The following is a 25,373-nucleotide window of genomic DNA, read 5'->3' as shown; positions in this document are numbered from 1 at the left end:
GCACTGCGCTCGGTGTCCATCAGCCCTTGACCGCCCCCGCAACCATACCGCTGGTCATGCGGTGCTGGACGATCAGGAAGAACGCGATCACCGGCACCGCCATGATCGTGGAGGCGGCCATCACCACTGCCCAGTCGGTGGCGCTGGTGGCCTGCACGAAGGCCCGCAGCCAGATGGGCAGGGTGAGCGACTCGGGCCGCGTCATGATGACGAGGGCGAAGACGAACTCGTTCCACGCCTGGATGAACGCGAACACCCCGGTCGCGATCAGCCCGGGGGCCAGGAGAGGGAACGTGATGCGCCAGAAGGCGCCCGCGCGGCTGCATCCGTCGATCATGGCCGCCTCTTCCAGGTCGGCCGGCACGCCGTTGACGAATCCGCGCAGCGACCACATGGCGAACGGCAGCACGAGCGCGATGTTGACGAACGCGAGCCCCAGGATCGAGTTCAGCAGGTGCCACCCGTCGAGCACGCGGAAGACCGAGACGATCATGGCCTCGGCGGGGATCATCTGCAGCACGAGGATCGCCACGATCAGGGGGATCCGCGAGCGGAAGCGGTAGCGCGAGATCGCGACGGCCCCGAGGAAGCCGAAGCACAGGCCGGCGACGAGCGTGATGCCGGTGACGGCGACGGAGTTCAGCAACGCGGTCGAGAGGCCGTCGTTGAACGCGTCGCCGTAGTTGCTGAGGGTGAACTCGTCCGGCCACCAGTGGGGCGTCGGCGTCTGCACCGCCGACGCGGGCAGCAGCGACGTGTTCACCATCCAGTAGACGGGGAAGAGGGATGCCGCAATGACCACGAGTGCGGCGACGTTGAGGAGGATCCTCGGTGCCAGGCGACGAGGTCGGGCGTTCATGATTCCTCCTGCTTGAGCATGGAGCGGATCCAGTAGCCCGACACGGCGAGCAGGATCACCACGAGGATGACCGAGATCGCCCCGCCGGCGCCGAGGTCGCCGGAGGCCATGGAGACCGAGTAGATGTAGACGCCGATCGTGTTGGTGTCGGCACGGATGCCGCCGATCGACTGGAGCGCGTAGATCTGCGCGAAGACCTTGAGATCCCAGATGACCTGCAGGATCAGCAGGACCACGAGGATCGAGCGGAGGTACGGCATGACGATCAGGCGGAAGCGTGTGAAGCCGCCGGCCCCGTCGAGCGAGGCGGCTTCGAGCACCTCGTCGGGAACCTGCGTCAGCGCGGCGTAGGTGCTGAACGCGACGAACGGGATCGCGCCCCACGTGATGATGATGGCGGCGACGGCGTAGAAGCTGACGGGATCGATGAGCCAGCTGTGGCCCATCCAGTTGTCGCCTGTCACCTGCGTGAGCACCCAGTTGACCAGGCCGTAGTCGCTGTCGAAGATCCAGCCCCACACGATCGTGGCGGTGAGGGCCGGCATCGCCCATGCCAGCAGCAGAGCGCTGGAGACGGCGGTGCGCATGATCGCGCCGAGCTTGGTCATCATCACCGCGATGAGGACGCCGAGGACCATCGTCGCGATCACGCTGACGATGCACAGCGCGATGCTGCGGACGAGCACCGCCCAGAACTCCGGGTCGGTGAGGACGTCGAGGTAGTTGTCGATGCCGATGAACTCGGGCGGTGCGCCGAAGATCTGCGCGCGACCGAACTTCTGGAACGACATGATCACCAGCTGCACCAACGGCCAGCCGATGAAGACGACCAGCATGATGAGAGCCGGCGTGAGCAGCGCCAGCGGCGCCCAGGGGAAGCGGCGCTTCTTGCGATCGCCGTCCATCACGGGCTCGGGCGCCGAAGTCGAGGGCGGGGCGGACGCCGGTGCGGGCATGGTCGTCATGGCACGCCTCCTCTGCCTATTGTGTCGGTTGCTTACGGACATGGCACGGGGTGCCCCGCACTGCGCGAGGCACCCCGTCCGACGGCATCAGCCGTTGAGGATGGACTCGATCTGCTCGTCGGCGGCGGTGGCGAGCTCCTTGATGTCGCCGCCGTTCGCGATGTTGACGAACAGGTCCTGCATGATCCCCTGCGCCTCGACGTCGGCCCAGTTCGGCGACGCGGGGGTCAGCTTCGCGTTGGCCGCCGCCTCGGCGATGACCGTGGCCAGCTCCGGCGTCGCGGCGGCGACCTTGTCGCCCAGCGAGACGAGCGCGGGAACCAGGCCGTTCTCGGCGAGGATCGTCTGGTAGTCGTCGCTCAGCATGATCTCCAGCGCGCTCTTGGCGAGGTCCGGGTGCTGCGACTTGGCCGCGATGCCGACGTTCGAGCCACCGGCGAACACCTGCGCGGCACCGCCGTCCATGCCCGGGAGGGCGAAGTAGCCGGTGATGTCGGCGACAGCAGTGGGCTGCTTGTCCTCGTCGGCCACGATCGACCAGTACGCCCAGCTGGGGGCGGAGTAGGTCGCGGCCTGCTCGGTGCGGAACGGCACCCAGCCGTCGGCCTCGTCGCCGTCCTTGGCGGCCAGCGACGCCTTCGTCATGAGCTCCTGCACCTGCGCGAGACCGGCGAGCGACTCCTCGCTGGACAGCTGAGCGTCCCACTCGTCACCGTCCTGCACGGCGATCTCGCCACCGTTCTCCCAGATGAAGGGCAGCCCGTTGTACCAGTCCTTGCCGGGGAAGTAGACGCCCGAGACGCCGGGCAGGGCACCGGCGAGCGCCACGCCGTTCGAGACGTACTCGTCGAGGGTCGTCGGCACGGCGACGCCCGCCTGCTCGTACATCGCGGTGTTGTAGAAGACCACGCGCGCGCCCGAGTAGTACGGGGCGGCGTACAGGGTGTCATCCCACGTGCCTGCCTGCACGAAGCCGGGCAGCAGGTCGTCTCCGCCCAGCTGGTCGTAGATGTCGTCGAGGCTCAGCAGGGCGCCGCTCGAGGTGAACGCCGGCGCCTGCGTGTTGCCCATCTCGACGATGTCCGGGCTGTCGCTCGAGGACAGGCTGGTGGTGAGCTTGTCGACCAGCCCCGTCCACTGCTGCTCCTCGATGACCAGCGTGGACCCCGGGTTCTCCTCCTCGAAGGTCTCCTTCAGGTAGTCGCGGGCCTCCTGGGGCGTGTCGGTGCCGACGAGCCAGACGCGGATCTCCGCGCCCTCCGCCGACGAGCCACCGCCGTCGCCGCTGCCGCTGCAGCCTGCGAGGAGAAGCGCCGATGCGCCCAGGAGCGCCACAGCTCCAAGCGTCTTCTTCATGGTGTCTTCCTTCGTGTTCTGTTGGTATCGGCTGGGCCGGCCGGCCCATCCGGGGGTGGTCGGGGCTTCCTCAGGACACCCCGAGTTGTCCTGACAGGACCATGACGGCAGCTCCGCGCAGGACGATGTCCTGGCCTTGCGTCGTCATCCGCACGCGCACGCCCTCGTCATCGTTCGACGGAGCGAGCGTGCGCGCACGGAGTGTCTCGACGGTCTGGTCCGTGAGGGAGCCGCCGAGAAGTTCGTGGGGGCCGGAGAGCACGATCTCCGACACGTCGAGAGCGCCGACGACGGGCGCCAGCGCGATGCCGAGCCGCTCCCCCGCATCGCGCAGGATGCCTTCGCGTTCGGCCGCCGAGGACGTCCCGGCCAGCCGGGACGACAGCGAAGGCGCCGACAGCCACGCTTCGAGGCATCCGACCTTGCCGCACGCGCACCGCGGCCCACCGTCGGTGCCGACGGTGACGTGACCGATCTCGCCCGCGGCGAAGCGGCTGCCGCGCATCGGCTGACCCGCCGCTAGCAGTCCGGAGCCGACGCCTCGGCCGACCTTGACGAGAAGGACGTCGTCGGGCGCGCCGCCGAACGTGTACTCGGCCAGCACCGCGGCGTTGGCGTCGTTGGCGACCAGCACGGGAAGGCCGAGAGCGTCGCGGAGCGCCCCCTGCAGGTCGAAGCCCGCCCACCCGAAGTTCGGCGCGGTGAGGATGACGCCGTGATCGTCCACCACACCGGGCGTTCCCACACCGACCCCGAGAACGGGGGCGTGCGCATCGGACACCAGCGCACGGGCGAGGTCGACGACGGTGCCCACGAGCTGCTCCGCCGCCGGCACGGGCACCTCGCGGCGCACCACGATGTCGCCGTCGAGCGTCAGTACCGCACCGATGAACGTGTCACTGCCCGACAGGTCGATGCCGACGATCCGGTGGCCGGCGCGGTCGAGGTCGACGAGTATCGCCGGCTTGCCCGGACCCGATGCCTCCCGCACGCCGATCTCGGCCACGAAGCCGTCGGCGATCAGCTCGGCCACGAGGTCGGAGATGGTCACGCGGGTCAGGCCCGTCTCCCGCGACAGGTCGGCGCGGCTCATGGCGCCCTGGTGGAACAGCGTCTGGAGCACGAGCGCCCGGTTGTGTCCTCTCGCATGCTCCGGAAGCACCTTCGCCCCCTGCCGCAGCGCACGCCCGGCGGCGAACGCCCGAGCGTTCGTGGCGGGCTGCAGCGCATCGCCGGCGGCAGGACCGCGTCGCACATCCGAGGTGGGCATGTTTGTTAGTAGACCTTACGAACCCCCCGTCCGCAAGTCTTCTGAGCAGATTTGGGTGGGAGCTTTACAAAACTGTGACCTTCGGCGCGTCACCAGAGCGGGCGCGGGGTCTCGCTTTCGCGCCGTGACCGGCGATTCATGTGTGATGTTCCCGTGACCTCACGGGGGCGGGTCGTCACCTACCATTAGGGGAAGCGTTGAGCACAGTCGGGGGGTGTGACGTGACGGATCTGGCGACCGAGCCGCAGGCAGGACAGGCGTCCGGGGATGACGCCGTCGAGGCCGAGCAGGCCGTCGAGGACGAGGCGTCGACCACAGGCGACCATACGACAACAGATGACCGCACCGAGGGTTCCGGCCCGGCCGAAGGGGCGACGGACACACCCGCGGATGCCGCGCCCCCTGCGGATGCCGCGTCCCCTGGGGACGCCGAGTCGCCCGCGGATGCCGCGTCCCCTGCGGATGCCGAGTCGCCCGCGGATGCCGCGTCCGACGTCAGCCCGGCCACCCCGCTGAGCGACGCGACGGCGGCGGCAGCCGACGGGGCCACTGACGCGACCGCGGCCACCACCGTCCTGCCCGCCGACGGCTCCCCCGTCTACGCCTGGGCTCCCGCCGAGCCCCAGCCCAAGAAGAGGCACACCGCCCTGTGGATCAGCGCCGCCGCCGGCGTCGCCGTGGTCGGACTGGTGGTGTCGTCCCTCGTCCTCATCGCTCCGGGAACGAGCGTGGCCGGCGTGCCGGTCGGCTGGCTCACACCCGGCGCCGCCGCCGACGCGATCAGTCAGCGCCTCGCTGAGACGACCGTGGTGCTGACCGGCGCCGGCGACGACGTCGAGGTGACCGGCGCGGAGCTCGGCGCCACTGTCGACGCGCGTGCCCTGGCCGACGCCGCGTTCGCCGAGCATCCGATGTGGAACCCGACCACCTGGTTCAGTTCGCCGGGCGACGCCGCCGTCGAGCTGGATCCGGCGACGGCCACGGAGACTCTGCGCGCCGCAGCGCCGCAGCTGTACACCGACCCCGTCGACGCCACCATCGACTTCGACGCCGCCTCCGCCTCGTACGTATCGACTCCGGCCGAACCCGGCACGGGCATCGACGTCGCGGCCGTCGAAGCCGCCCTGCAGTCCGCGTTCGAGTCCGGCCAGACCCGCGTCGAGTTCGATCCCGTCACCGCCGACGTGCCCGCCGACCTCACCACCGAGATCGCCGAGGCGACCGTGGCACAGTTGAACGGCATGCTCGACACCGTCGGCTTCTACGTCGGCGACGAGCGCACGGTGCCCGTCGACCGGGCGGTCGCGGCATCCTGGCTCACGATCGCGCCGGGAGACGGTGAGTTCACCATCACCGCCGACGCATCGGCCATCCAGCCGATCGTCGACACGCTGCCGGCCGCCGTGGACCGTGCGCCCGAGAACGCCCTGGTCATCACCGACACCGCCGGCAAGGTGCTCCGCGAGATCGCCGGCGGTCAGTCCGGTCGCACCGTCGGGGACACCTCGGGCGTCGCCGACGCCTTCGCCGCGCAGCTGTCCGGCGGAGACGCCGTATACAAGCTGCCGGTCGAGGAGGTGCCGGTCGGCACCACGACCCTCGCGCGCAACATCGTGGTCGACCTCAGTGAGCAGCGGACGTACATCTACGAGAACGGTCAGGTGGTCAACAGCTTCCTGATCTCGTCCGGCACGGCAGCGACCCCCACGCACACCGGAAACTTCCGTATCAATTCGCACATCCGGGTGCAGGACATGGGCGCGCTCTGCTACAACCCGAACGCCGTCAACAGCTACTGCACCAAGAACGTGCCGTGGGTGATGTACTTCAACGGCGACCAGGGTTTCCACGGCACGTACTGGCACAACAACTTCGGCAATCGCATGAGCCACGGCTGCGTCAACCTGCCGCTGAGCACGGCGGAGTTCCTCTACACATGGGCTCCGAACGGCACCGAGGTCCGCGTGCAGGCCTGAACCGCGCCGAACAGCAAGAGGAGAGAGCGGATGCCCCGGCCGGGGGCATCCGCTCTCTCCTCTTGTGTCGGCAACGCAACAGGGCGGCCGCCGGCGCCTCTGGTGCTCGGCGACCGCCCCGCGGATGCCTCAGCTGTGGTCGGCGACCAGGGCGTCGATGATCCCGTTGAGCGTGGCCGACGGACGCATCACGCCCGCCACCAGCTCGGCGTCAGGGCGGTAGTAGCCGCCGATCTCGACAGGCGAACCCTGCACCGCGAGAAGCTCATCGACGATCCTCTGCTCGTTCTCGGCGAGCTTCTCGGCGACCGGTGCGAAGACGGCTGCCAGCTCCGGGTCCGCCTGCTGCTTCGCCAGCTCCTGGGTCCAGTACAGCGCCAGGTAGAAGTGGCTCCCCCGGTTGTCGATGGTGCCCAGTGCCCGCCCCGGCGACTTGTCGTTCTCCAGGAACGAGCCGGTCGCGGCATCCAGCGTGTCGGCCAGGACCTGCGCCTTCACGTTGCCGGTGAAGTCGGCAAGATGCTCCAGCGAGGCGGCCAGCGCGAAGAACTCGCCCAGCGAGTCCCACCGCAGGTAGTCCTCGGCGAGGAGCTGCTGCACGTGCTTCGGCGCCGAGCCACCGGCGCCGGTCTCGAACAACCCGCCCCCCGCGAGGAGCGGGACGATCGAGAGCATCTTGGCCGATGTGCCGACCTCGAGGATCGGGAACAGGTCGGTCAGATAGTCGCGCAGCACGTTGCCGGTCACCGAGATGGTGTCCTCGCCCTTGCGGAGCCGGTCCAGCGAGTACTGCGTGGCTGCGGCCGGAGCGAGGATCTCGATCGTGAGGCCCTCGGTGTCGTGACCCTGCAGGTACTCGTTCACCTTGGCGATGAGGGCGGCGTCGTGCGAGCGGTTCTCGTCGAGCCAGAACACCGCCGGAGCGCCGGTGGCGCGCGCGCGACTGACGGCGAGCTTCACCCAGTCGCGGATGGCGATGTCCTTCGTCTGGGTGGCACGCCAGATGTCGCCGGGCTGCACGTCATGCTGCAGCAGCACGTCGCCGGCCTGATTCACCACCTGCACCGTCCCCGCTGCCGCGATCTCGAACGTCTTGTCGTGGCTGCCGTACTCTTCGGCCGCCTGAGCCATCAGCCCGACGTTGGGGACCGTGCCGATCGTCGCGGGGTCGAGCGGGCCGTGCGCGATGACGTCGTCGATGACCGTCTGGTAGACGCCCGCGTACGACGAGTCGGGGATCACGGCCAGCGTGTCGGCTTCGCCGCCGTCGGCACCCCACAGCTTGCCGCCGTTGCGGATGAGCGCCGGCATCGAGGCATCCACGATCACGTCGGAGGGCACGTGGAGGTTCGTGATGCCCTTGTCCGAGTTGACGTACGAGAGCCGCGGGGTGTCGGTGGCCGCAGCGAAGGCGGCCGCGATCTCTTCGCCGCCCTCGAGCTGGCTGAGCCCGGAGAGGATGGCGCCCAGGCCGTCGTTCGGGGTGAGGCCCGCCTCGGCGATCTTGTCGCCGTACTTGTCGAACACGTCGGCGTAATAGGCCTTCACGACGTGACCGAAGATGATCGGGTCGCTCACCTTCATCATCGTCGCCTTGAGGTGGACCGAGTACAGCACGTCATCGGCCTTAGCCGCCGCCAGCGTCTCGGCGAGGAAGGCGTCGAGCGCCTGAGCCGACAGGAACGTCGCATCGACGATCTCACCGGGCAGCACCTTGATGCCCGTCTTGAGCTCGGTGACGGTGCCGTCGGCGGCGACGTGCTGGATCTTCAGCACGTCGTCGGACGGGATCACGGTCGTCTTCTCGTTCGACTTGAAGTCGTCGTGGCCGAGCGTGGCGACGCGGGTCTTGGAGCCCTCGCCGAACGCCTTGTTGCGATGCGGGTGCTTGCGTGCGTAGTTCTTCACCGACAGCGGGGCGCGCCGGTCGCTGTTGCCTTCGCGCAGCACCGGGTTGACGGCCGAGCCCTTGATGCGGTCGTAGCGGGCGCGGACGTCCTTCTCTTCCAGCGACTGCGGCTCGTCGGGGTAGTCGGGGATGTCGTAGCCCTGCGACTGCAGCTCGGCGATGGCCGCCTTCAGCTGCGGGATCGAGGCCGAGATGTTGGGCAGCTTGATGATGTTCGCCTCGGGCAGCGTGGCGAGGCCGCCGAGCTCGGCCAGAGCATCCGAGACCTGCTGCTCGGGCGTGAGCCGCTGCGGGAAGGCCGCCAGGATGCGGCCCGCGAGCGAGATGTCACGCGTCTGGACCTCCACCCCCGCGGGGCCCGTGACGGCCTGGATGATCGGGAGGAAAGAGGCGGTCGCGAGGGCCGGAGCCTCGTCGGTATAGGTGTAGATGATGGTCGAGTCGGTCACCAGTCACGTCCTTCTTGGGGTCGGTCCCCAGCCTAACGCAAGGCCCTCAGATATCTCGACATCAAGAGATCTTCGCGTGCGTGTGAGCTGTCTTTCCGCGGCATCCCGGGCATGCGACCCGCCCTTCGCACGGAGGGCGTGGCCGTGAACACCGTGTAAATCCATCGATCTGCACGATGCCGGATGCCGTCAACCCGGCTAGCCTGGGGCGCATGGGTGATCTGCGACTCGTCGAACTGTCCGCCGCGACCATCGTGGCGGTCAACAATATGTCGCTGAAGCCCGGGCAGGAGGAGTTCCTCTCTCCGGTCAGCTACGGCATCGCCGCGACGGTGGTCAACCCGCAGACGACCTGGCAGCGTGTCGTCCTCGACGGCGAGGAGGTCGTGGCGTTCGTGAGCGGCAACTTCGACCCCGACGCTCCCCAGGAGCACTTCCGCTCGGTGCTGTGGCGGATCAATGTGGATGCCGACGACCAGGGCCGAGGCATCGGGCGATTCGCTGTCATGGGCCTCCTGGAGGAGGCACGCAACCGCGGCATGGACCACGTGAACGTGATCTACGAAGCGGGAGAGGGCGGCCCGCAGCGGTTCTTCGAGCGAGTGGGCTTCACACCGGTCGGAGAGACCGAGTACGGTGAGGTGATCGCAGAGATCCGGCTCTGACGCGGCCCGCACACGACCCGAACCGCATCCGGTATGCGCCCGTCGGCGCTTTCGAGACCGGCGGCGGGGCCTCGAATACCCCTCCCCCATCGAGGCCTCGTCGCCCTCATGAAACGCTGACCGAGCATCGTCGCTCGACGCGCTAGGGTGAGCCCGTGCCGCGATTCGACCTGTCTCCCGCCGAACTCGACAACTACTGCCCCGACGTGCGGGAACCCGCGGATTTCGACGACTTCTGGGCGGCGACGATCGCCGCCGCACGACGTCACGACTCCACTCCTGAACTGGTCGAGGTCGACACCCCACTGACCCTCGTGGACGTCTTCGACGTGACCTTCGCGGGCTTCGACGGCGACCCCGTCAAAGCATGGCTCACGCTGCCGGCCGGGGCGAGCGAGCCCCTGCCGGCCGTGGTGGAGTTCCAAGGGTACGGCGGCGGCCGGGGCCTTGCCGGGGAGCGCCTGCAGTGGGCGGCGGCCGGCTACGCGCACCTGTTCATGGACACCCGCGGACAGGGGTCGATGTGGGGCTCGGGCGGAGACACCCCCGATCCGCACGGGACCGGTCCTTCGTCGTCGGGCTTCATGACGCGCGGCATCGAAGACCCGTCGACGTACTACTACCGCCGCGTCTTCACCGACGCCGTCCGCGCGATCGACGCCGTGCGGTCACTGCCCCAGGTCGATGCCGATCGCGTGGCCGTCTCGGGCGGCAGCCAGGGCGGCGGCATCGCGATCGCCGCGGCGGGCCTCTCGTACGGACTGGTCGCCGTGATGCCCGACGTCCCCTTCCTGTGCCACTTCGAGCGCGCCGTCGGGCTGACCGACAGCGACCCGTACCAGGAGATCGTCCGCTACCTCGCCGTCCACCGCGGGGCCGACGAGCGGGTGTTCGACACGCTCGCATACTTCGACGGCGTCAACATGGCGCGCCGTGCGGATGCCGCGGCCCTGTACTCGGTCGCCCTCATGGACACCATCTGCCCGCCGTCGACCGTATACGCGGCGTTCAACCACCACGGCGGCGCGACCAAGCGCATCGAGGTCTACACGCACAACGGGCATGAGGGCGGCCAGGCCCACCAGTTCCCCAAGCAGGCCCGCTTCCTCGCCGACCTCCTCTGAGCGCGGGCTGCGGGCCCGCCCGCCGTCCCCTGTTCAGGTGTCACAACACGCCGTAACGTCTCGCACGTAACAGCGTGTCGTGACACCTGAAGGACGAGTGGATGGCTCGGGCACGACTCCTCCACAGGCCCGGGTAGGCGGAATCGATCCCGAGATCGCTCACGCGCGACGGGACGACGGACGGCGGCGAGGCATCGTCGACGCATGCCGCGGCATCCTCGCCCTCTTCCTCGTTCTCTCGGCGACACGTTCTCGGTCGGTCACGCTCGATCTGCCGGCGTGCCGCTGCACCGCCTGCGCGGGAAGGATCTGCTCCCCGTGTTCCCGGGCATGCGGGTACGGGCCTCCGCGTCGGGCGCTGGTGCGCACGAGCCCGGCGACACCACCACGTCGCCGTGGGAGCTCGCGCGACGCGACGAACGGCGACGCGCGAGCGCTTTCGCGACGGTGATGCGGCCGGGCATGTTCTTCGCCGGGCGGACCGCAGCGGTCCTTCAGGGCGCTCCGATCGATCCGGGCCCACGGATCGTCGTCGGAGTCTTCGCACCCGGGCGCGCTGCGAGGCGCCCGGGAGTCCGAGGGGTGAAGCTGTCGCCGGCGCTCGCGAGCGTCCGTGTGCAGGACGGGCTGCCGATGACGACGCCGGCGACGACGTGGGCCATGCTCGCTGGGGAGCTCACCGTGCGCGAACTGGTGACCCTCGGAGACTTCTTCGTCCGGGTGCCGCGAGACGCCAAGGGTCGGCTGCAGTCCGATCTGCGGCTCGCCACCATCGGGGACCTCGAGCGCGCCATGTGTGCCGGGCGCCGGGTGGGTGCCGGGAAGCTGAGGGAAGCAATCGAGCTGATCCGCGTGGGCAGCGCCTCGCCGCTGGAGACCGAGTTCCGGCTCGATGCAACGACGGCGGGTCTGCCGGAGCCGGAGCTCGACGTCGAGATCCGTGACGAAGGCGGACGGCTCCTCGGCATCTCCGAGGTCGTCTACCGCGACCAGAGGGTGGCAGTCGAGATCGAGGGCGACCATCACCGCACCGACCGGGCGCAGTGGCACCGCGACATCGAGAAGTACGCCGCGTACGCCGGCATCGGCTGGGAGGTCGTGCGCCTCACTTCGTCACACATCCGAGGGAGCCGGCCGCGCGCCGTCGCCATCGTCGGCGCCGCGCTCCGCCGCCGCGGGTGGGCCCCGACCGTGGCCGCCGAGCCTTCGGGTGTCACGACACGCCGTAACCGCGCGGGCGACACCGCGTGTCGTGACACCTGAACGAGGAGATGAGGATGCCCCGGCCTTCAGCGAAGCCGAGACCGGGGCATCCGGGGCCGATCAGACGAGCGACTCCCGCCAGGCGCTGTGCAGCTGGGCGAACTTGCCGGTGCCGCCGATGAGCTCCTCGGGGGCGTCGTCCTCGATGATGCGGCCGTGCTCCATGACGAGCACCCGGTCGGCGATCGCGACCGTCGACAGGCGGTGCGCGATGATGATCGCGGTGCGGTCGGCGAGCAGGGTCTGCAGCGCATCCTGGATCTGGCGCTCGGACGGGATGTCGAGCGACGCCGTCGCCTCGTCGAGGATCAGCACCGCCGGGTCGGCGAGGAAGGCTCGAGCGAACGAGATCAGCTGACGCTGCCCCGCCGAGACCCGGCCGCCGCGCTTGTTCACGTCGGTGTCGTATCCGTCGGGAAGCGCCTCGATGAAGGCATCCGCCCCCACCGCGCGCGCGGCCGCCTTGATCTCGTCGAGCGTCGCATCGGGCTTTCCGAGCGCGATGTTGTCGGCCACGGTGCCGCTGAACAGGTACGCCTCCTGCGTCACCATGACGATCGCGCGGCGCAGGTCCTTGGGGTGCAGCGACCGCAGATCGACGCCGTCGAGCGTCACCGCTCCCCTGGTGGGGTCGTAGAACCGCGAGACGAGCTTGGCGAGCGTCGACTTGCCGGCACCGGTCGTGCCCACCAGCGCGATGGTCTGCCCGGCGGGGATGTCCAGCGAGAAGTCGGGCAGGATGACGCGGTCCTTGGCGTACCCGAACACGACGTCCTCGAAGCGGATGTGCCCCTTCGCGTCCCACAGGTCCACGGGCTTTACCGGATCGGGGACCGTCGGCTCCTCCTCCAGCACACCCGACACCTTCTCGAGCGCGGCCGTGGCGGACTGGTACGAGTTCAGGAAGAACGCGACCTCCTGCAGCGGCGAGAAGAAGTTGCGCACATACAGCACCGCCGACAGCAGGAAGCCGATCTCCATCACGCCGTCCGCGACCCGGATGCCGCCCCACGCGATCACGACCGCGAGGGTCACCGACGCGACCGCCATGAGCCCCGGCTCGAAGGTGCCGAACAGGCGGATCGAGCGCATGTTCACGTCGCGGTAGTCCATGGCGAGGCCGCCGAACTCCTCGTCGTTGCGCTCCTCCTTGCGGAACGCCTTCACGGCGCGGATGCCCGTCATCGTCTCGACGAACTTGACGATCACCTTGGCGCTGATCACGCGGGACTCCCGGTACACGAGCTGCGAGCGCCGGTAGAACCAGCGCATCAGCAGGAGCAGCGGGATGCCCATGACGGTGAGGATGAGGCCGGACTGCCAGTCCACGAGGAACAGCGCGACGAGCGTGAACGCTCCGTAGAGGATTCCCGACACCAGCTCGTTCAGACCGCCGTCCAGGAGCTCCCGGATGGTGTCGAGGTCGCTGGTCTGACGCGAGATGATGCGGCCCGAGGTGTAGGACTCGTGGAACTCCAGGCTGAGACGCTGCGTGTGCAAGAAGATGCGCTTGCGCAGGTCCAGCATGATCGCCTGCGTGAGGCGTGCCGCCACCACGACGTACCAGCCGATGAGGGCGGCGCCGCCGAAGGCGGTCACCAGGTACACCAGCACGACGAGGATCGTCGGCATCCAGTCCATCCGCTCCACCACCGCGGGAAGCGCGTTGTTGATGCCGATGCCGATCAGCCAGGGGCCGGCGACCCGCAAGGCGGTCGAGACCACCAGCACCACGCCGGCGAGGATGAGCTGCGCCCGCACCGGCGTGATGAGCGATCCCAGCAGCCGCAGCGAGCGCTTGCGGATCGCCTTGCTCTCGGCGCGGGTGTAGTCCGAGCGGTCTTCGCCGCTGGTTCCGGTCACGGTGGCGCTCATCGGGTCACCTCCCCCATCGCATCCTGATCTTCTCGAACCGCCTCAGACTCCGCCGGCTCCTCAGCCTGTCGGCGCGCTTCCGACTCCGCGGCGGCCTGAGCCCGAGAACGTGGCTCCGCCTCATCGGCGCCCTGCGCCTGGCGCCGGGCCTCGAGCCGGGCCTCCTCCACCTCGAGGCTGGAGATCACGTGACGGTAGTGGCTGCTGGTGCGCAGCAGCTCGGAGTGCGTGCCGACCGCGGTGATACGCCCGCGCTCGAGGAGCGCGACACGGTCGGCGAGCATGACGGTCGAGGGACGGTGCGCGACGACCAGCGCGGTCGTCTCGTGCAGCACCTCGCGCAGCGCGTCCTCCACGAGCGCCTCGGTGTCGACGTCGAGCGCCGACAGCGGGTCGTCCAGCACGAGAACCGCCGGCCGGGCCGCGACGGCACGGGCGAGGGCCAGCCGCTGCCGCTGACCGCCGGAGAGCGACAGCCCTTCCTCGCCGATGATGGTGTCGACTCCGTCGGGGAGGTCGTCGACGAAACCGGCCTGGGCCACGCCCAGCGCCTCGCGCAGCACCCGCTCCGCCTCGGCGCTGCCGGGCTCGAGGTCCTCCCTGCCCAGCAGCACGTTCTCGCGCACGCTCTGCGAGAACAGCGTCGCGTCCTCGAACGCCATGCCGATGTGGCGGCGCAGCTCCTTGAGCGACAGGTCGCGCACGTCGACGCCGTCCAGCGTCACGCGGCCACCTGTCACGTCGTACAGCCGTGTCGGCAGGGTCGTCAGCGTCGTCTTGCCCGACCCGGTGAGTCCGACAAGCGCCATGGTCTCTCCGGGGCGGAGCACCAGATCGACGCCGTCCAGCAGATCCCGCTCGTGGGCGCCGGCATCCTGGTAGCGGAAGTGGGCGCCCTCGAAGGCGAGCTCGCCCCGCGGGCGCTCGATCGAGACGGGCGCGGGCGGGTCGACGATGCTGTTCTCCTCGTCGAACACCTCGAAGATGCGGTCGGTCGCGGTACGGGCGTCCAGCAGGAACGAGAAGAGGAACCCGATCGACTCCATCGGCCAGCGCAGGACCGTCGCCATCGCGAAGAACGCGATCAGCTCGGCGGCCTGCAGCTGTCCCATCGCCGTCAGGTAGATCCCCACACCCAGGCACAGCGCGAACGCGATGTCGGGCAGCAGCACGAGCCAGAACCAGATCCAGCCGACCGCGCGCGCCTTGCGCAGCTCGGTCTCGCGCAGCGTCTCGGCCTGCCGGGTGAACCGCTGCAGTGCATGCTTGCCGCGACCGAAGGCCTTCAGGACGCGGATGCCGTGGACGCTCTCTTCGACAGAGGTCGCCAGGTCGCCCGCCTGGTCCTGTGACTGGCGCGCGAGGGAGCCGTAGGTCTTCTCGAACCGGTAGCCCGCGTACCACAGCGGCGCGGAGGTCACGAGGAAGACGGTGCCCAGCAGCCAGTGCCAGCGGAACAGCAGCGCGGTGCCGACGGCGATCGTCAGCACGTTCACGACCAGCAGCACCAGGCCGAAGGCGAGCCAGCGGCGGAGCATGCTGATGTCCTGCATCATGCGGCTCAGCAGCTGCCCCGACTGCCAGCGGTCGTGGAAGGCGACGGGAAGGCGCTGCAGACGCGCGTAGAAGGTCTGGCGCAGGTCGTATTCGACGAGCGTGGCCGGGGCGAGCACGAACCAGCGGCGCAGCCACACCATGGCGGCCTCGGCCAGACCGAGGCCGAGGATGGCGGCGGCACCCCAGGTGATCGCGGCGATCTCTCCGGAGGCGATCGGGCCCTGGACCACCTGCTCCAGCACGAGCGGGATGGCGAGGGCCAGCAGGCTGGCAAGGAGCGCGCTGACGGCGCCCAGCACCAGCCGGGGCAGCACCGGTTTGGCGAAGGGGTAGAGGCGCGCGAGCGCCCGCGGGGTCGAGAGCCTTACGGCGGAAGACGTGGTCATGATCCTTGTACGGTTCGTGTGCGAGGTGAATCGGTGCCGCGCGGATGGCGGGGACGGCGCGCCGCACAACTCGTGCGGGATCGCCGGAGGGTCGTCCTGGTGGCCAGAACGCGGGAGCGGGTGATCCTATGCCGCTCGACAGGTCCGCGGACGGACCGGGGGCGACGGATCGGCGGAGGTCGCGCCGGGGAGAACTATCCCTCGAGGGCGACGCGCGGGGTCCCGGCGGCAGGCAGGAAGACGATCGGCTTCGTGGTGACGATGGCCTGAGACATGGCTTCCTCCTGGGATCGTGGGACGTGGTCCAGCGGTCGCGGTCAGCGACACACCAGCCCTCCAGCGTATACCTGGGAATATGCTGTGCGCAACACGGACTTTCCGCTCCCCCGGAAAGCCGCTGCATCCGCACGCGCGAGGGCTCCGGACCACGCGGGTGGCCCGGAGCCGATGATGCGAGTTCAGGCGAGCGCCGGCACGCCGGCCTCGCGGTCGAGCAGCTGGCGCTTGACCTCGAGCCCCCACGCGAAACCCCCGAGCGTGCCGTCCGTGCGCAGCACGCGATGGCACGGGACGAAGAGCGCGGGCGCATTCCGAGCGCAGATGGATGCCGCGGCCCGCACGGCTCCCGGCGACCCGAGCTCCGCCGCGAACTCGCGGTAGGTCAGGGGGCGCCCGGGGGTGATGCGCCGCAGGGCCTGCCACCCGGCCAGCTGCATCGGGGTTCCGTGCTGCGACACCGCGACGTGGTCGATCGCTGACAGGTCGCCGTCGTAATAGGCGGCGACGGCGGCGGCGGCCTCGGTCTCGCCCTCCGTCACGGCTTCCGGCCGCGAGTGCTCCGCCAGCCGCGCGAGGATCGCGTTGCGGTCGGCGGTCCACCCCGAAGCGAGCACATGGCCGCGTTCGTCGGTGAGGATCGTGAACGCGCCGTCCGGGGTGTCGAGGGTCTGGATCGTCGCAGTGTTCATGGGGTGCCTCCGATGGTCGGCGGGGATGGGATGCGCGCACGCGTGCGCGACGGGACGGGTCTGGGCGGAACGGCCCGCCACAGATGGGCGGTGAGATAGCTGCGCCAGGGGGCGGCGCGACCGGCCCAGGCGGTCAGCTCGCGCGGATCCCCGGGAAGACCGATCGCGGCCGCCCCGGTGCGCACCGCGACATCGCCGGGAAGGAACACGTCGGGATCGCCCAGCACGCGCATCCGCACGTAGTCGGCCGTCCATGGCCCGATCCCGGGCATCGCCAGCAGAGCGGCGCGCTGGTCCGCCGCATCGTCGCCGGTGGTGAGCGTGAGAGACCCGTCTGCCAGCGCGGCGGCGGCCCCGGTGATGGAGCGGATCCGAGCGGCCGGTCCGCGCAGCACCTCGTGCCCGTGATCGGCGATCGCCGCCATGGTCGGGAAGAGCAGCAGGCCCCGGCCGGCGGCGGCGACCACGTGGGACGCCGGCACGGGGCTCGGCGGGGGCGGATCGTCGGCCCCGGATGCCGCCACCGCGAGCGCGGGCACTTCCTCGCCCAGCGCGGAGGTGAGGGCAGTCAGCGCCGTGCGGGCGGCGGCCACCGTGATCTGCTGCCCCACCATCGCGCGGATGAGCATCTCGTGGGGATCGGCGGCCCCGGGAACACGGATGCCGGGAAGGCGTGCCACCAGTGGCGCGATCTCCGGATGCTCCGACAGGGCCTCGTCCACGGCGCCGGGGTCGGCGTCGAGGTCGAACAGACGACGCGCACGTGTGACGAGGGTCGACAGATCCGCGAGGTTGGTGAGCGCGGCCCGCAGGCGCACACGGCCCGCGTCGTCCAGGCGGAGCTCGAACCATGCGGGCCCGTGCGCCAGGCGCAGCGTACGCGCGAAGGTCGACGCGGTGGCCGTCTCCGCGCCGGCGACGGCGCGGGCCGCCATCCAGGCGAAGAGGCCGTCGGCGTCCAGCGCACCGCGGTGCGGAAGGGCGAGATCGATCACGACGCCGGGACCGGACGGCACGCCTGCGCTCCGTTCGCCCGCCCGTGCCGGCCGGCGCCGCGCGCGCAGCTCGAGCGGCGGCATCCCGAAGACCTCGCGGACCGTGTCGTTGAACTGGCGGACGCTGGCGAATCCCGAGGAGAAGGCGACGTCGGCGGCAGGCAGATCGGTGCCGACCAGCAGCATCCGAGCCGTCTGCGCGCGGTGCGCCCGGCTGAGGGCGAGGGGCCCGGCGCCGAGCTCGGCCGTCAGCAGCCGGGTGAGATGGCGAGGCGAGTAGCCCAGGCGACGGGCCAGTCCCGGGACGCCTTCGCGCTCCACGACGCCGTCGGCGATGAGGCGCATCGCCCGCCCGGCCGTGTCGCCTCGCAGGTTCCACTCCGGCGATCCGGGCGCGGCCTCGGGCAGGCACCGCTTGCAGGCCCGGTAGCCCGCCTCGTGCGCTGCGGCGCTGGTCGGGAAGAACGTGACGTTCGACGGCTTGGGGGTGCGGGCCGGGCAGCTGGGACGACAGTAGATGCCGGTCGAACGCACCGCGGTGACGAACTGCCCGTCGAAGCGGGCATCGCGGGAGTCGATCGCGCGATAGCGCTCGTCGAAGGTCATCGCCAGGCTCATGCCCCTAGCCTGACACGGGGCACCGACGCCCGCTCGCGGAAATCGGACACGGCTGTGGCGGCATGTCGCCCGCGAGGCCGACGCCGGAACCGATGCGGCGTCCCGGTGGACGCCGGTGATCAGCGCCGCGCGAGCCCGGAGCGGATGCGGCTCCAGAGCGGGTCGCCTTCGCTCACGCCCGACACGATCCGGATGACGCCGCCCGCCTGGCCGAGCCCGCACGCCAGTGCGACGATCCCGATGACGCCGGCCGCCGCGGACAGTCCGGTGAAGGATGCGCCCGCGAGGTCGCGCGCGGCGAGGGCGATTCCCCCGATCGCCAGGAGCAGGGCGAGCGTCGCCGTGATGAGCCGTGCGAAGATCGGTGGATCGAGATTGGCGGTGCGCGTCAGCACCCACCCGCCGGCACGCCGGGTGCGCCCGCCCGCGCGATAGGGAAGCCGCAGCCAGCCGGTCGCCGCCCGCGTGAGCACCCGCCCCGTCTGCCAGAGCCGCAGGAGCGCCGCAGCCCCCGCGATCGCGATCAGTGCGGACACCGCGATGAGGACGACGTCGACCGTTGCGGCCGAACCGAGCGCCGCGATCGCATCGAGCATGCCTCCCACGATGAACACGCCCAGCGCCGTCGCGGCGAACGCCAGCAGACCGAACGCCCACCGCGACCAGCGTTCATAGTCGGCACGGAGGAGCAGAGCCACCCGGTCGGCCCGCGCGACGGCATCCTCGTCCGTCGGAACGTCGCCCGTCCACTCCCGTGAGGTCGGACGGATCAGTGCGAAAGCCATACGGTCAGGCTACGGTGTGCCGGCAGCAGGTCCGGTCGCGGGCGCCTCCGGCCACGCCGGCTCGACTCCCGCAGGCAGCACCTGAACGGTCGACAGGGTGAACGCGGTCAGCACCGCCAGTTCGCGGCGCTGCGCGGCATCCGAGCACATTCCCATGACGAGCACCGTTCCGTCGCCGGCGGACAGCCGGATCTCGCCGACGGTCGTGATGACGCGGCTTCCGGCGAGCTCGAGCGTGCCGGAGGCCACGGTGCCCACACGCCCGTCGGGCGCGGTGAACGTCTCGGCCGTCGAGTCGACGCCGAATCGCGCGAGCGGGAAGAATCGGTGGAACTCGAGCGACGGGGCATCCGTCCCCTCGACCACCCTCACCACGTTGGTGCAGAGGAACGTGACGGCCGGACGCTCGCCGAGCGTGATGGACACGCCCGCCCGGTCGAAGTCGCTGCCGGCGAAGGCGGTGACGCCGGCGCGGAACCCGTCCACGATCGCCGCGCGAGCCGCATCCGGCAGCCATCCCTCGCCGCTGGCGAGATACCACTCCAGCCACTCGTCCGGCGTGGCTTCGCCGAAGGATGTGAACTCGATCCAGCCCTGCGGCATGCGCTGCCACACGCGATCGGCGCTCCTCGCTCGGCCCATGTCACAGCTCATCGTCGGTGCGAGGGCCGTTGCCCTGGATGGTGTTGTCGACGCGCTCGGCCAGGTTCTGCCAGGAACCGCTGAGGCTCTCGACGAAGCTCTCGCCGTTGTCGTGCGCATCCTTCGCCTGGGACATCGCCCAGTAGGTGTTCGAGACCAGGTTGGGCAGGTTCACGTTCAACGCGACCGCCAGCGAGCCGGCCGCCGTGCCGCCGCCGGCCAATGCAGGAGTCATGCGCTGGATCGAGGGGATGAGAACCTGACCTCCCGGGCCGATGAGCGACTTCGCCGCCATGCCGAGAGCCCCGCCGGCCAACAGGCCCAGGGCGCCGACGGCGAAATCCGTCCAGTCACCACGGCCGGTCAGCGCCTGCAGCCCGTCGATCGCGACGAGCGCGATCGACATGATGAGCGCGACCGTCCCGAGCACGGGGATGAAGAGCGACAGGATCGCGATGATCGGCAGCGCCGCCCGGAGGATGTCCTCGAGGATCGGCACCACATTGTCCATGAGCCAGGTGCCGGCGTCGGCCAGCCACTCGCCCGCATCGCCGAGGAAGTTCGAGAACGCGTTGCCCGCGTAACTGTCGAGGATGCCGCCCGCGTCGTTCAGCGACCGCGCGGCCACGGCGGCCTCGGCGTCGACCTCCGTCTTGAGGCTGCGAGCCGAGGCGCGGATCTCCTCGAGCTCGGCGCCCGCGCTTCCGAGCGCGAGGGCGGCATCCGAGACGGCACCGGGGTCGGCATCCTCATCGTCCTTGTGCCGCACCGCAGACGCGTGCGCGGTCTCGCACGCGGCCACACGGGCGGCCGCGGCATCGGCCTCCTCGGCCAGTGCCTGGGCGCGCTGCTGGAACGAGCTGAGCTGCGTCGCCCACGTACGCAGCGCGTCGCGCGAGGTGCGCAGCGCCTCGCCCGTGTCGGTGAGGTGCGGCCGGAAGTCCTCGCTCATCGAGGCACGGAATGCCGTGGCCGACAACCCCACCCACTCGGAGTCGTCGCCGCCGTCGAGCATCGACAGCGCGTCGTCCACGCCGTCGCAGCCGGCCGACAGCGCGTTGACGTAGCGGTCGAGCGTCGCCAGGTCGCCCGGCGCCGGATCGAACCCGAGGGCGCTGAAGTCCGTCATGACGCGCTGCCTTCCTCGGGCACCATGCTCGCGCCCAGCTCGCTGTCCAGACCCTGGAACGCCTCGAGGATGCCCTCGAGGCCGGCGCCGGCATCCTCCGCGTAACGCGCGAGCTTGTCGAGGCCGCCGCCCCACGACCGGTGAAGGTCTTCGAGGCGGCGACGGAGTTCGTCCTGCGGTACGGCCGACCCCGACACGTCCGACAGCGCGCCGGTCGCGCCGTCCAGCAGCGTGCGCATGTTGGCGTACGCGTACCGGCTCGCGGCCATCGCTTCGTAGTCGATCCGCACATCGGTCATGACAGTCCTCCGGAAACAGCTGACCGGAGGCCGCGGGAGCGGCGCTCCGGTCAGACAGTCGAGCTTTGCGTGCGCGGCCGGGGGGTTCAGCCGCCGGCGAGCTGCTGGTCGAGGTCCTGAATGGCACGCATCATGCCCAGCAGCGACTCCGACATGTCATTGATGCCGTCCACCGCACCCTTCAGACCCGTCGTCAGCTCCGAGTACCCCTCACCGAACTTGCCCGACGCGTGCTGAGTCTTGAAGTCCTCACCCAGCAACGTGTCCACCTGGCTCTTCAGCGAATCCAGCTGACCCTGAATGTCATCACGAGCCTGCGACAGCGACGACGCCACCTGCTCCATCTCCGCATACGAGGCACCGAAATCGGCCATCGTCCACTCCCTCACTCAGAAAACCCGACCCGCACCGGGCCGACACCCACAACCTAACCGACCCCCGCAACACCCCACGATGGGGACCATTCCCCATCACCGGCGGCCAGGGCCGGACCGTCACGCGGAGTCGGGTCGGTAGTAGCCGGATCCGGCCTCGGGGGCGAGCGTCAGGGCGAGGTGGCCGGGGGCGGTCGCCCGTGCTTCGGCCGCCTCGGCCGCGCTGATCCTCCCCCGTTGGAGCAGCAGATCGATCGCCCCGTCGCGATCGGCCATGATCTGCCGGAGCTGCTCGGCGGGGATCTCCGAGATGCTCTGGTCGACGTTGTCGATCGGGTTCTGCGGGCCTCCCGCGATCGTGTTGCCGCGCACGAAATTCGCGGCGTAGATGATCACGTCCGCGACGATCACGGCCACCCAGACCCACGCACCGCCGTCCAGCAGCTCGCGACCGGCCGTGAGCGCGATCGTCACCGTGAACAGCCCGGGCAGCACGTGCATGAGCGTGTTGGAGATCAGGGCCGACCGTGCGACGGCACGGGGGAACCGACGACGCTGCAGCTGGCTCCATCCCGTGATGGGGAGCGAGATGAGCGTCAGGATGCCGGCGAAGGCGAGCGGGAAATCGTAGGCGCTCCCGCCGACGACCCAGCGCAGCATGGCCGCCGCACCCACCAACGGGGCGATGAGCAGGAACATGTACGCGAGCGATTGCAGGCAGCTCCCGGCGGAGACACCGGGGTGCTCGGCGCGCACCGCCTCTTTGGGCGCGAGGACGACCAGCGTGTGCTGTGCGCGCGGCGCTTCGACGAAGGAACGCAGTTCGAGCCGCCACCATTGCAGCGGACCCCATTCGTCCGTCTCGTCGACGAGGGCCTCCAGCGTGCGCTCGCTCACAGCGGCCAGTCCTCTCCCACGCGCGTGACCGCCGCGTCCAGCTCGCGCACCCGCGTGTCGTCGCGGGCGGGGATGAATCCGTCGAGCGTGGACTCGCGCATGACGTCGGCGGCGGCATCCTCGACGAAGATCAGCCCATAGGGTGCGACCGGCCCGAGGACGGCTCCGACGGTCGCGTTCTCGCCGACGAACAGCCACCGACGGAAGCCGAAGTCGTGGTCGCCGTGGCGCTCGAGGAGCGTCGCGGAGAAGCCGGGCCCGAGATGCTCGGATGCCACGACCTCGGTCGTCGCCGGCAGCAGTGCCGCGGGCGACCACAGGAAGGCCGCCTGCTCCGCGTCGGTCAACGGCTCAGCGGCGGCGAAGACGGTCAGCGGCGCGACGACGCGGCCCTCCGCGCCGACGAGCAGCAGGTTCTTGCGGTCGTCACCTGTGGCGGCCGCGACGTCTTCGAGCGCCAGGGCGATCCGCTCGGCGGCCGCGTCATCGAGGCCGTTGCGTGCGGCGAACGCATACGCGCTCTCGCGCGCCCAGATCGTGCGCTCGTCCGGTGAGCGGAGGGCGTCGTCGACGGGGATGGTCCGCGCGGGGTCGTGCCTCAGGGTGATCTGCATGTCAGCGTGTGCTCCACGTGAAGGTGGCGACGTGATGATCGAACAGCGCGACCCACGCGAGGAGGACGGGGTCGTCCTCGGCGAGATCGGGCCCGTGGGCGACGGTCGCGGTCCACTGCACGGCCTGCGTACGGCGCGTGCCCGGGACGGGGATCAGGTAGTTGATCAGGAACGAGATGGCCGGCACCTGCTCGACGGTGACCGGGCGTCGATCGGTCCACCGCACGATCCGGTGCCCTTCCCCGACGGCGACCCCGCCACGGTTGCGGACGGCATCCTCCACGATGGCGTCCAGCGGCAGCTCGGGAGTCGCGGTGCGCCGCAGGCCCACCAGGCTCGCCGCCCCGAGCGCCCAGCTCGGCGCCGATTCGCCCGCGAGCGCGATGGCGAAGGCATCCTGACCGCGCAGGCTGCGGAAGACGTCGCCGACCTGGCCGATCAGCCCGGCGGCGAGGTCGGCGCGCCCGGCCGCCGACAGCCGGCTGCGGGCCGCGCCGACCAGCTCGCGCTCGGTCTGGGCGCTGAGGTCGTACGACTGCCAGCCGAGTGGAAGGAGCATGCGATAGGTGGGCAGTGAGGGTGCCACGCGGCCCCTCAGCTCGCTGCGCAGGTCACTCACCGCACCAGTCTCCCATCCAGGCGCGCGCGGTCCGCACCGCCGTGGGCCGCAGAGCGCCGATCACGAGAACGGGTTCTGGTCCGGGTCGAACGCACCAGGCCAGGCGCCCCCCGTGCTGTCCTTGATCTGGCCGACGATCTGGAACTGCGCCACCCAGACAGTGCTGACGGTGTTGAGCGCGTCGCGTCCCGTCGAGCCCATACGCGCCCAGTCGTCGATGTTCTTGCCCGAGAACAATGCGGCGGAGAAATCGGCCGCCTTGTCGGCGAAGGTCGTGCCGCGCAGGGCGTTCAGGCCCGACGCCCAGTCGTCGAACGAGACCGCGCGCAGGCCGGCGAGGCGAATCGCGTCATCGCCGAACGCGGTGCCCAGCGCCCGCCACCCGGAGGCGCTCCCCAGGCCCCGGATGGTGCGAGCGGCGGGGCCGATGAACGGGATGACCCCGATCACGCCGAAGGCGACATCCCACCAGCTGCCGTCGTCGAACGCCAGTTTGCGTGTCAGGGCGACGGCGAGGGTGGCCACCGCGACGATCGCGGCCAGCGCGGCGATGATCGGGCCGCCGATGACGATGGCGAGCACGGCGAGCACGATGCCGGCGACCGCGAGGACGTTGGCGGCGAACTCCAGCGCGCCGCGGACGTCGTCCTTCCAGGAGTCCTCGATCTTGCCGCTGAAGCCCTCCTTGATGTTCTTCGCGGCGGCATCGAACGCATCGAACCAGTCGTCCCACGCGTCGTCGTACGCGGCGGCCTTCTCGTTCCACTCGGTTTTCTTGGCGGTGGCGAGGCCCCGCTTCTCCTCGGCGTTGGCGGACGCCGTGTCGTACGCCGACTTCTCGTCGGCGTCTGCGTCGTCGTCGGGCTCGCGGGGCACGGCGCCCTCGGCGGTCTCGGCGCTGTGGCTGAGCGTGTAGTACTCGTCCCACAGGTCCAGCAGGTCCGTCACGAGCGGGTCGATGACCGCTTTCGAGGTGGCGAGGTCGTTGCCGTACTGGAGGATGTGCGGACCCACCGCGGCGTACAGGTCGGCGGCGTCGGAGAGGTCGGAGCTGACCTTCTCGCACAGCTCGCGCAGCTTCTCGATGGACTGCCCCTCCATCTCGGCGCCGTCGTCGACCAGGCGTGAGATCAGGCGCCACGCGGACGACATGTCGGTGCCGAGGTCGACGATCTGCTGACCGCGGGTCTTCACCTCGTCGGCATCGCCGCGAAGCATGTCGATCATGGTGCCCTTGGGCGTGTGCGAGGGCATGTATGGCGTCACGGACATGTCGCTCACCTGTTCTCAGACCGGCTGGCCGCGTCTACGTCGAAGTCCTGGAATCCCTTGATGACGCCGTCGAGGTGGTCGGCGACCGTCTTGCAGCTGTCCATCAGGCGCTTGCGCCGGTCGTCCCACCGGCCCTCGAAATCGTGGGCGGCATCCTTCAGCTCGCTCTTGCCGTACGGCTGGTCCACGGCGCCCTCCAGATCGCGGCGCCGCCCGCCCGCGTGCTCGAACTCGTCGATGATGTTCCGCAGCTGCGTGCTCAGGTCGCCCAGATCGTCGTAGCTGACCTTGACTCCCACGTGCTCTCCTCAGTTGTCGTCGTGACCGTCGTTGCCGCGCCCGCCGGCGGGAGGGCCCACCCCTCCCGGCCGGCGGAGGGCGGTTCAGCCGCCGGCGAGCTGCTGGTCGAGGTCCTGAATGGCACGCATCATGCCCAGCAGCGACTCCGACATGTCATTGATGCCGTCCACCGCACCCTTCAGACCCGTCGTCAGCTCCGAGTACCCC

At 70.1% G+C, this 25,373-nt stretch carries 23 protein-coding genes; 4 read left to right on the top strand and 19 right to left on the bottom strand.

Annotated elements, in window-relative coordinates; genetic code table 11:
• Positions 1–19: 19 nt before the first annotated feature.
• The 4 genes from C9992_RS17395 to C9992_RS17380 form a co-directional block, all read right to left on the bottom strand.
• Positions 20–859, bottom strand: coding sequence for a carbohydrate ABC transporter permease (locus C9992_RS17395; protein WP_106816912.1), 840 nt, complete (start codon positions 857–859; stop codon positions 20–22).
• Positions 856–1,824, bottom strand: a complete 969-nt coding sequence (locus tag C9992_RS17390) for a carbohydrate ABC transporter permease (RefSeq protein ID WP_106816911.1) — start codon at positions 1,822–1,824, stop codon at positions 856–858. The genes C9992_RS17395 and C9992_RS17390 overlap by 4 nt, the downstream gene beginning before the upstream one ends.
• Positions 1,825–1,911: 87 nt before the next feature.
• Positions 1,912–3,180, bottom strand: coding sequence for an extracellular solute-binding protein (locus tag C9992_RS17385; RefSeq protein WP_106816910.1), 1,269 nt, complete (start codon positions 3,178–3,180; stop codon positions 1,912–1,914).
• A gap of 70 nt (positions 3,181–3,250) precedes the next feature.
• Entirely contained in the window at positions 3,251–4,450 is a 1,200-nt protein-coding gene (locus C9992_RS17380) for an ROK family transcriptional regulator (RefSeq protein ID WP_106816909.1), read from the bottom strand.
• Between the two features lie 221 nt (positions 4,451–4,671).
• Here C9992_RS17380 and C9992_RS17375 point away from each other — a divergent pair, with 221 nt between their 5' ends.
• Positions 4,672–6,426, top strand: a complete 1,755-nt coding sequence (locus tag C9992_RS17375) for a L,D-transpeptidase family protein (protein WP_106816908.1) — start codon at positions 4,672–4,674, stop codon at positions 6,424–6,426.
• A gap of 129 nt (positions 6,427–6,555) precedes the next feature.
• Here the strand turns inward: C9992_RS17375 and C9992_RS17370 are convergent, their stop codons facing one another.
• Entirely contained in the window at positions 6,556–8,784 is a 2,229-nt protein-coding gene (locus C9992_RS17370; protein ID WP_106816907.1) for an NADP-dependent isocitrate dehydrogenase, read from the bottom strand.
• Positions 8,785–8,996: 212 nt separating this feature from the next.
• On the opposite strand from C9992_RS17370, the gene C9992_RS17365 reads away from it, so the two are divergent.
• The 3 genes from C9992_RS17365 (at position 8,997) to C9992_RS17355 (ending at position 11,836) form a co-directional block, all read left to right on the top strand.
• Positions 8,997–9,449, top strand: coding sequence for a GNAT family N-acetyltransferase (locus C9992_RS17365; RefSeq protein WP_106816906.1), 453 nt, complete (start codon positions 8,997–8,999; stop codon positions 9,447–9,449).
• Between the two features lie 155 nt (positions 9,450–9,604).
• The gene (locus C9992_RS17360) at positions 9,605–10,573 is read left to right on the top strand and encodes an acetylxylan esterase (protein ID WP_106816905.1); all 969 of its coding nucleotides are present in this window, start codon (positions 9,605–9,607) and stop codon (positions 10,571–10,573) included.
• Positions 10,574–10,777: 204 nt separating this feature from the next.
• Complete coding sequence (locus tag C9992_RS17355) at positions 10,778–11,836, top strand: hypothetical protein (RefSeq protein ID WP_146145351.1); 1,059 nt, start codon at positions 10,778–10,780, stop codon at positions 11,834–11,836.
• Positions 11,837–11,896: 60 nt separating this feature from the next.
• On the opposite strand, the gene C9992_RS17350 is transcribed toward C9992_RS17355, so the two are convergent.
• From C9992_RS17350 to C9992_RS17285, 14 genes are all read right to left on the bottom strand, one after another.
• Positions 11,897–13,711 (bottom strand): ABC transporter ATP-binding protein, encoded by a 1,815-nt coding sequence (locus C9992_RS17350; protein ID WP_106816903.1) that lies wholly within the window; start codon positions 13,709–13,711, stop codon positions 11,897–11,899.
• Entirely contained in the window at positions 13,708–15,654 is a 1,947-nt protein-coding gene (locus C9992_RS17345; protein ID WP_106816902.1) for an ABC transporter ATP-binding protein, read from the bottom strand. The genes C9992_RS17350 and C9992_RS17345 overlap by 4 nt, the downstream gene beginning before the upstream one ends.
• 458 nt (positions 15,655–16,112) lie before the next feature.
• Positions 16,113–16,622, bottom strand: coding sequence for a methylated-DNA--[protein]-cysteine S-methyltransferase (locus tag C9992_RS17340; protein WP_106816901.1), 510 nt, complete (start codon positions 16,620–16,622; stop codon positions 16,113–16,115).
• Positions 16,619–18,235 carry a DNA-3-methyladenine glycosylase 2 family protein gene (locus C9992_RS17335; protein ID WP_106816900.1) on the bottom strand — a complete coding sequence of 539 codons (1,617 nt, stop codon included), beginning with the start codon at positions 18,233–18,235 and terminating at the stop codon, positions 16,619–16,621. The genes C9992_RS17340 and C9992_RS17335 overlap by 4 nt, the downstream gene beginning before the upstream one ends.
• Before the next feature lie 119 nt (positions 18,236–18,354).
• Entirely contained in the window at positions 18,355–19,020 is a 666-nt protein-coding gene (locus tag C9992_RS17330) for a hypothetical protein (RefSeq protein WP_106816899.1), read from the bottom strand.
• Positions 19,021–19,029: 9 nt separating this feature from the next.
• The gene (locus C9992_RS17325; protein ID WP_106816898.1) at positions 19,030–19,662 is read right to left on the bottom strand and encodes a hypothetical protein; all 633 of its coding nucleotides are present in this window, start codon (positions 19,660–19,662) and stop codon (positions 19,030–19,032) included.
• 1 nt (position 19,663) lies between these two features.
• Positions 19,664–20,791: a hypothetical protein gene (locus C9992_RS17320; RefSeq protein WP_106816897.1), complete on the bottom strand. Its 1,128-nt coding sequence runs from the start codon at positions 20,789–20,791 to the stop codon at positions 19,664–19,666.
• Positions 20,788–21,090 carry a hypothetical protein gene (locus C9992_RS17315; protein WP_106816896.1) on the bottom strand — a complete coding sequence of 101 codons (303 nt, stop codon included), beginning with the start codon at positions 21,088–21,090 and terminating at the stop codon, positions 20,788–20,790. Before C9992_RS17315 ends, C9992_RS17320 begins: the two co-directional genes overlap by 4 nt.
• A gap of 86 nt (positions 21,091–21,176) precedes the next feature.
• Positions 21,177–21,464: a WXG100 family type VII secretion target gene (locus C9992_RS17310; RefSeq protein WP_106816895.1), complete on the bottom strand. Its 288-nt coding sequence runs from the start codon at positions 21,462–21,464 to the stop codon at positions 21,177–21,179.
• Between the two features lie 120 nt (positions 21,465–21,584).
• Positions 21,585–22,361 (bottom strand): hypothetical protein, encoded by a 777-nt coding sequence (locus C9992_RS17305; protein WP_106816894.1) that lies wholly within the window; start codon positions 22,359–22,361, stop codon positions 21,585–21,587.
• A complete protein-coding gene (locus C9992_RS17300) occupies positions 22,358–22,975 on the bottom strand; it encodes a hypothetical protein (RefSeq protein ID WP_106816893.1) in 618 nt (205 codons plus the stop codon). Before C9992_RS17300 ends, C9992_RS17305 begins: the two co-directional genes overlap by 4 nt.
• 1 nt (position 22,976) lies before the next feature.
• Positions 22,977–23,594 carry a hypothetical protein gene (locus C9992_RS17295; protein WP_106816892.1) on the bottom strand — a complete coding sequence of 206 codons (618 nt, stop codon included), beginning with the start codon at positions 23,592–23,594 and terminating at the stop codon, positions 22,977–22,979.
• Positions 23,595–23,654: 60 nt separating this feature from the next.
• Positions 23,655–24,866: a hypothetical protein gene (locus C9992_RS17290; RefSeq protein WP_146145350.1), complete on the bottom strand. Its 1,212-nt coding sequence runs from the start codon at positions 24,864–24,866 to the stop codon at positions 23,655–23,657.
• Positions 24,867–24,871: 5 nt separating this feature from the next.
• Complete coding sequence (locus tag C9992_RS17285; RefSeq protein WP_106816890.1) at positions 24,872–25,165, bottom strand: flagellar protein FlgN; 294 nt, start codon at positions 25,163–25,165, stop codon at positions 24,872–24,874.
• Between the last annotated feature and the right edge of the window lie 208 nt (positions 25,166–25,373).

It is taken from the genome of Microbacterium timonense (genome assembly GCF_900292075.1).
In the GTDB taxonomy this organism is placed as follows: domain Bacteria; phylum Actinomycetota; class Actinomycetes; order Actinomycetales; family Microbacteriaceae; genus Microbacterium; species Microbacterium timonense.
The sequence above is the reverse complement of the archived record's forward strand: the minus strand, read 5'-3'. Positions and strand labels throughout refer to the sequence as shown.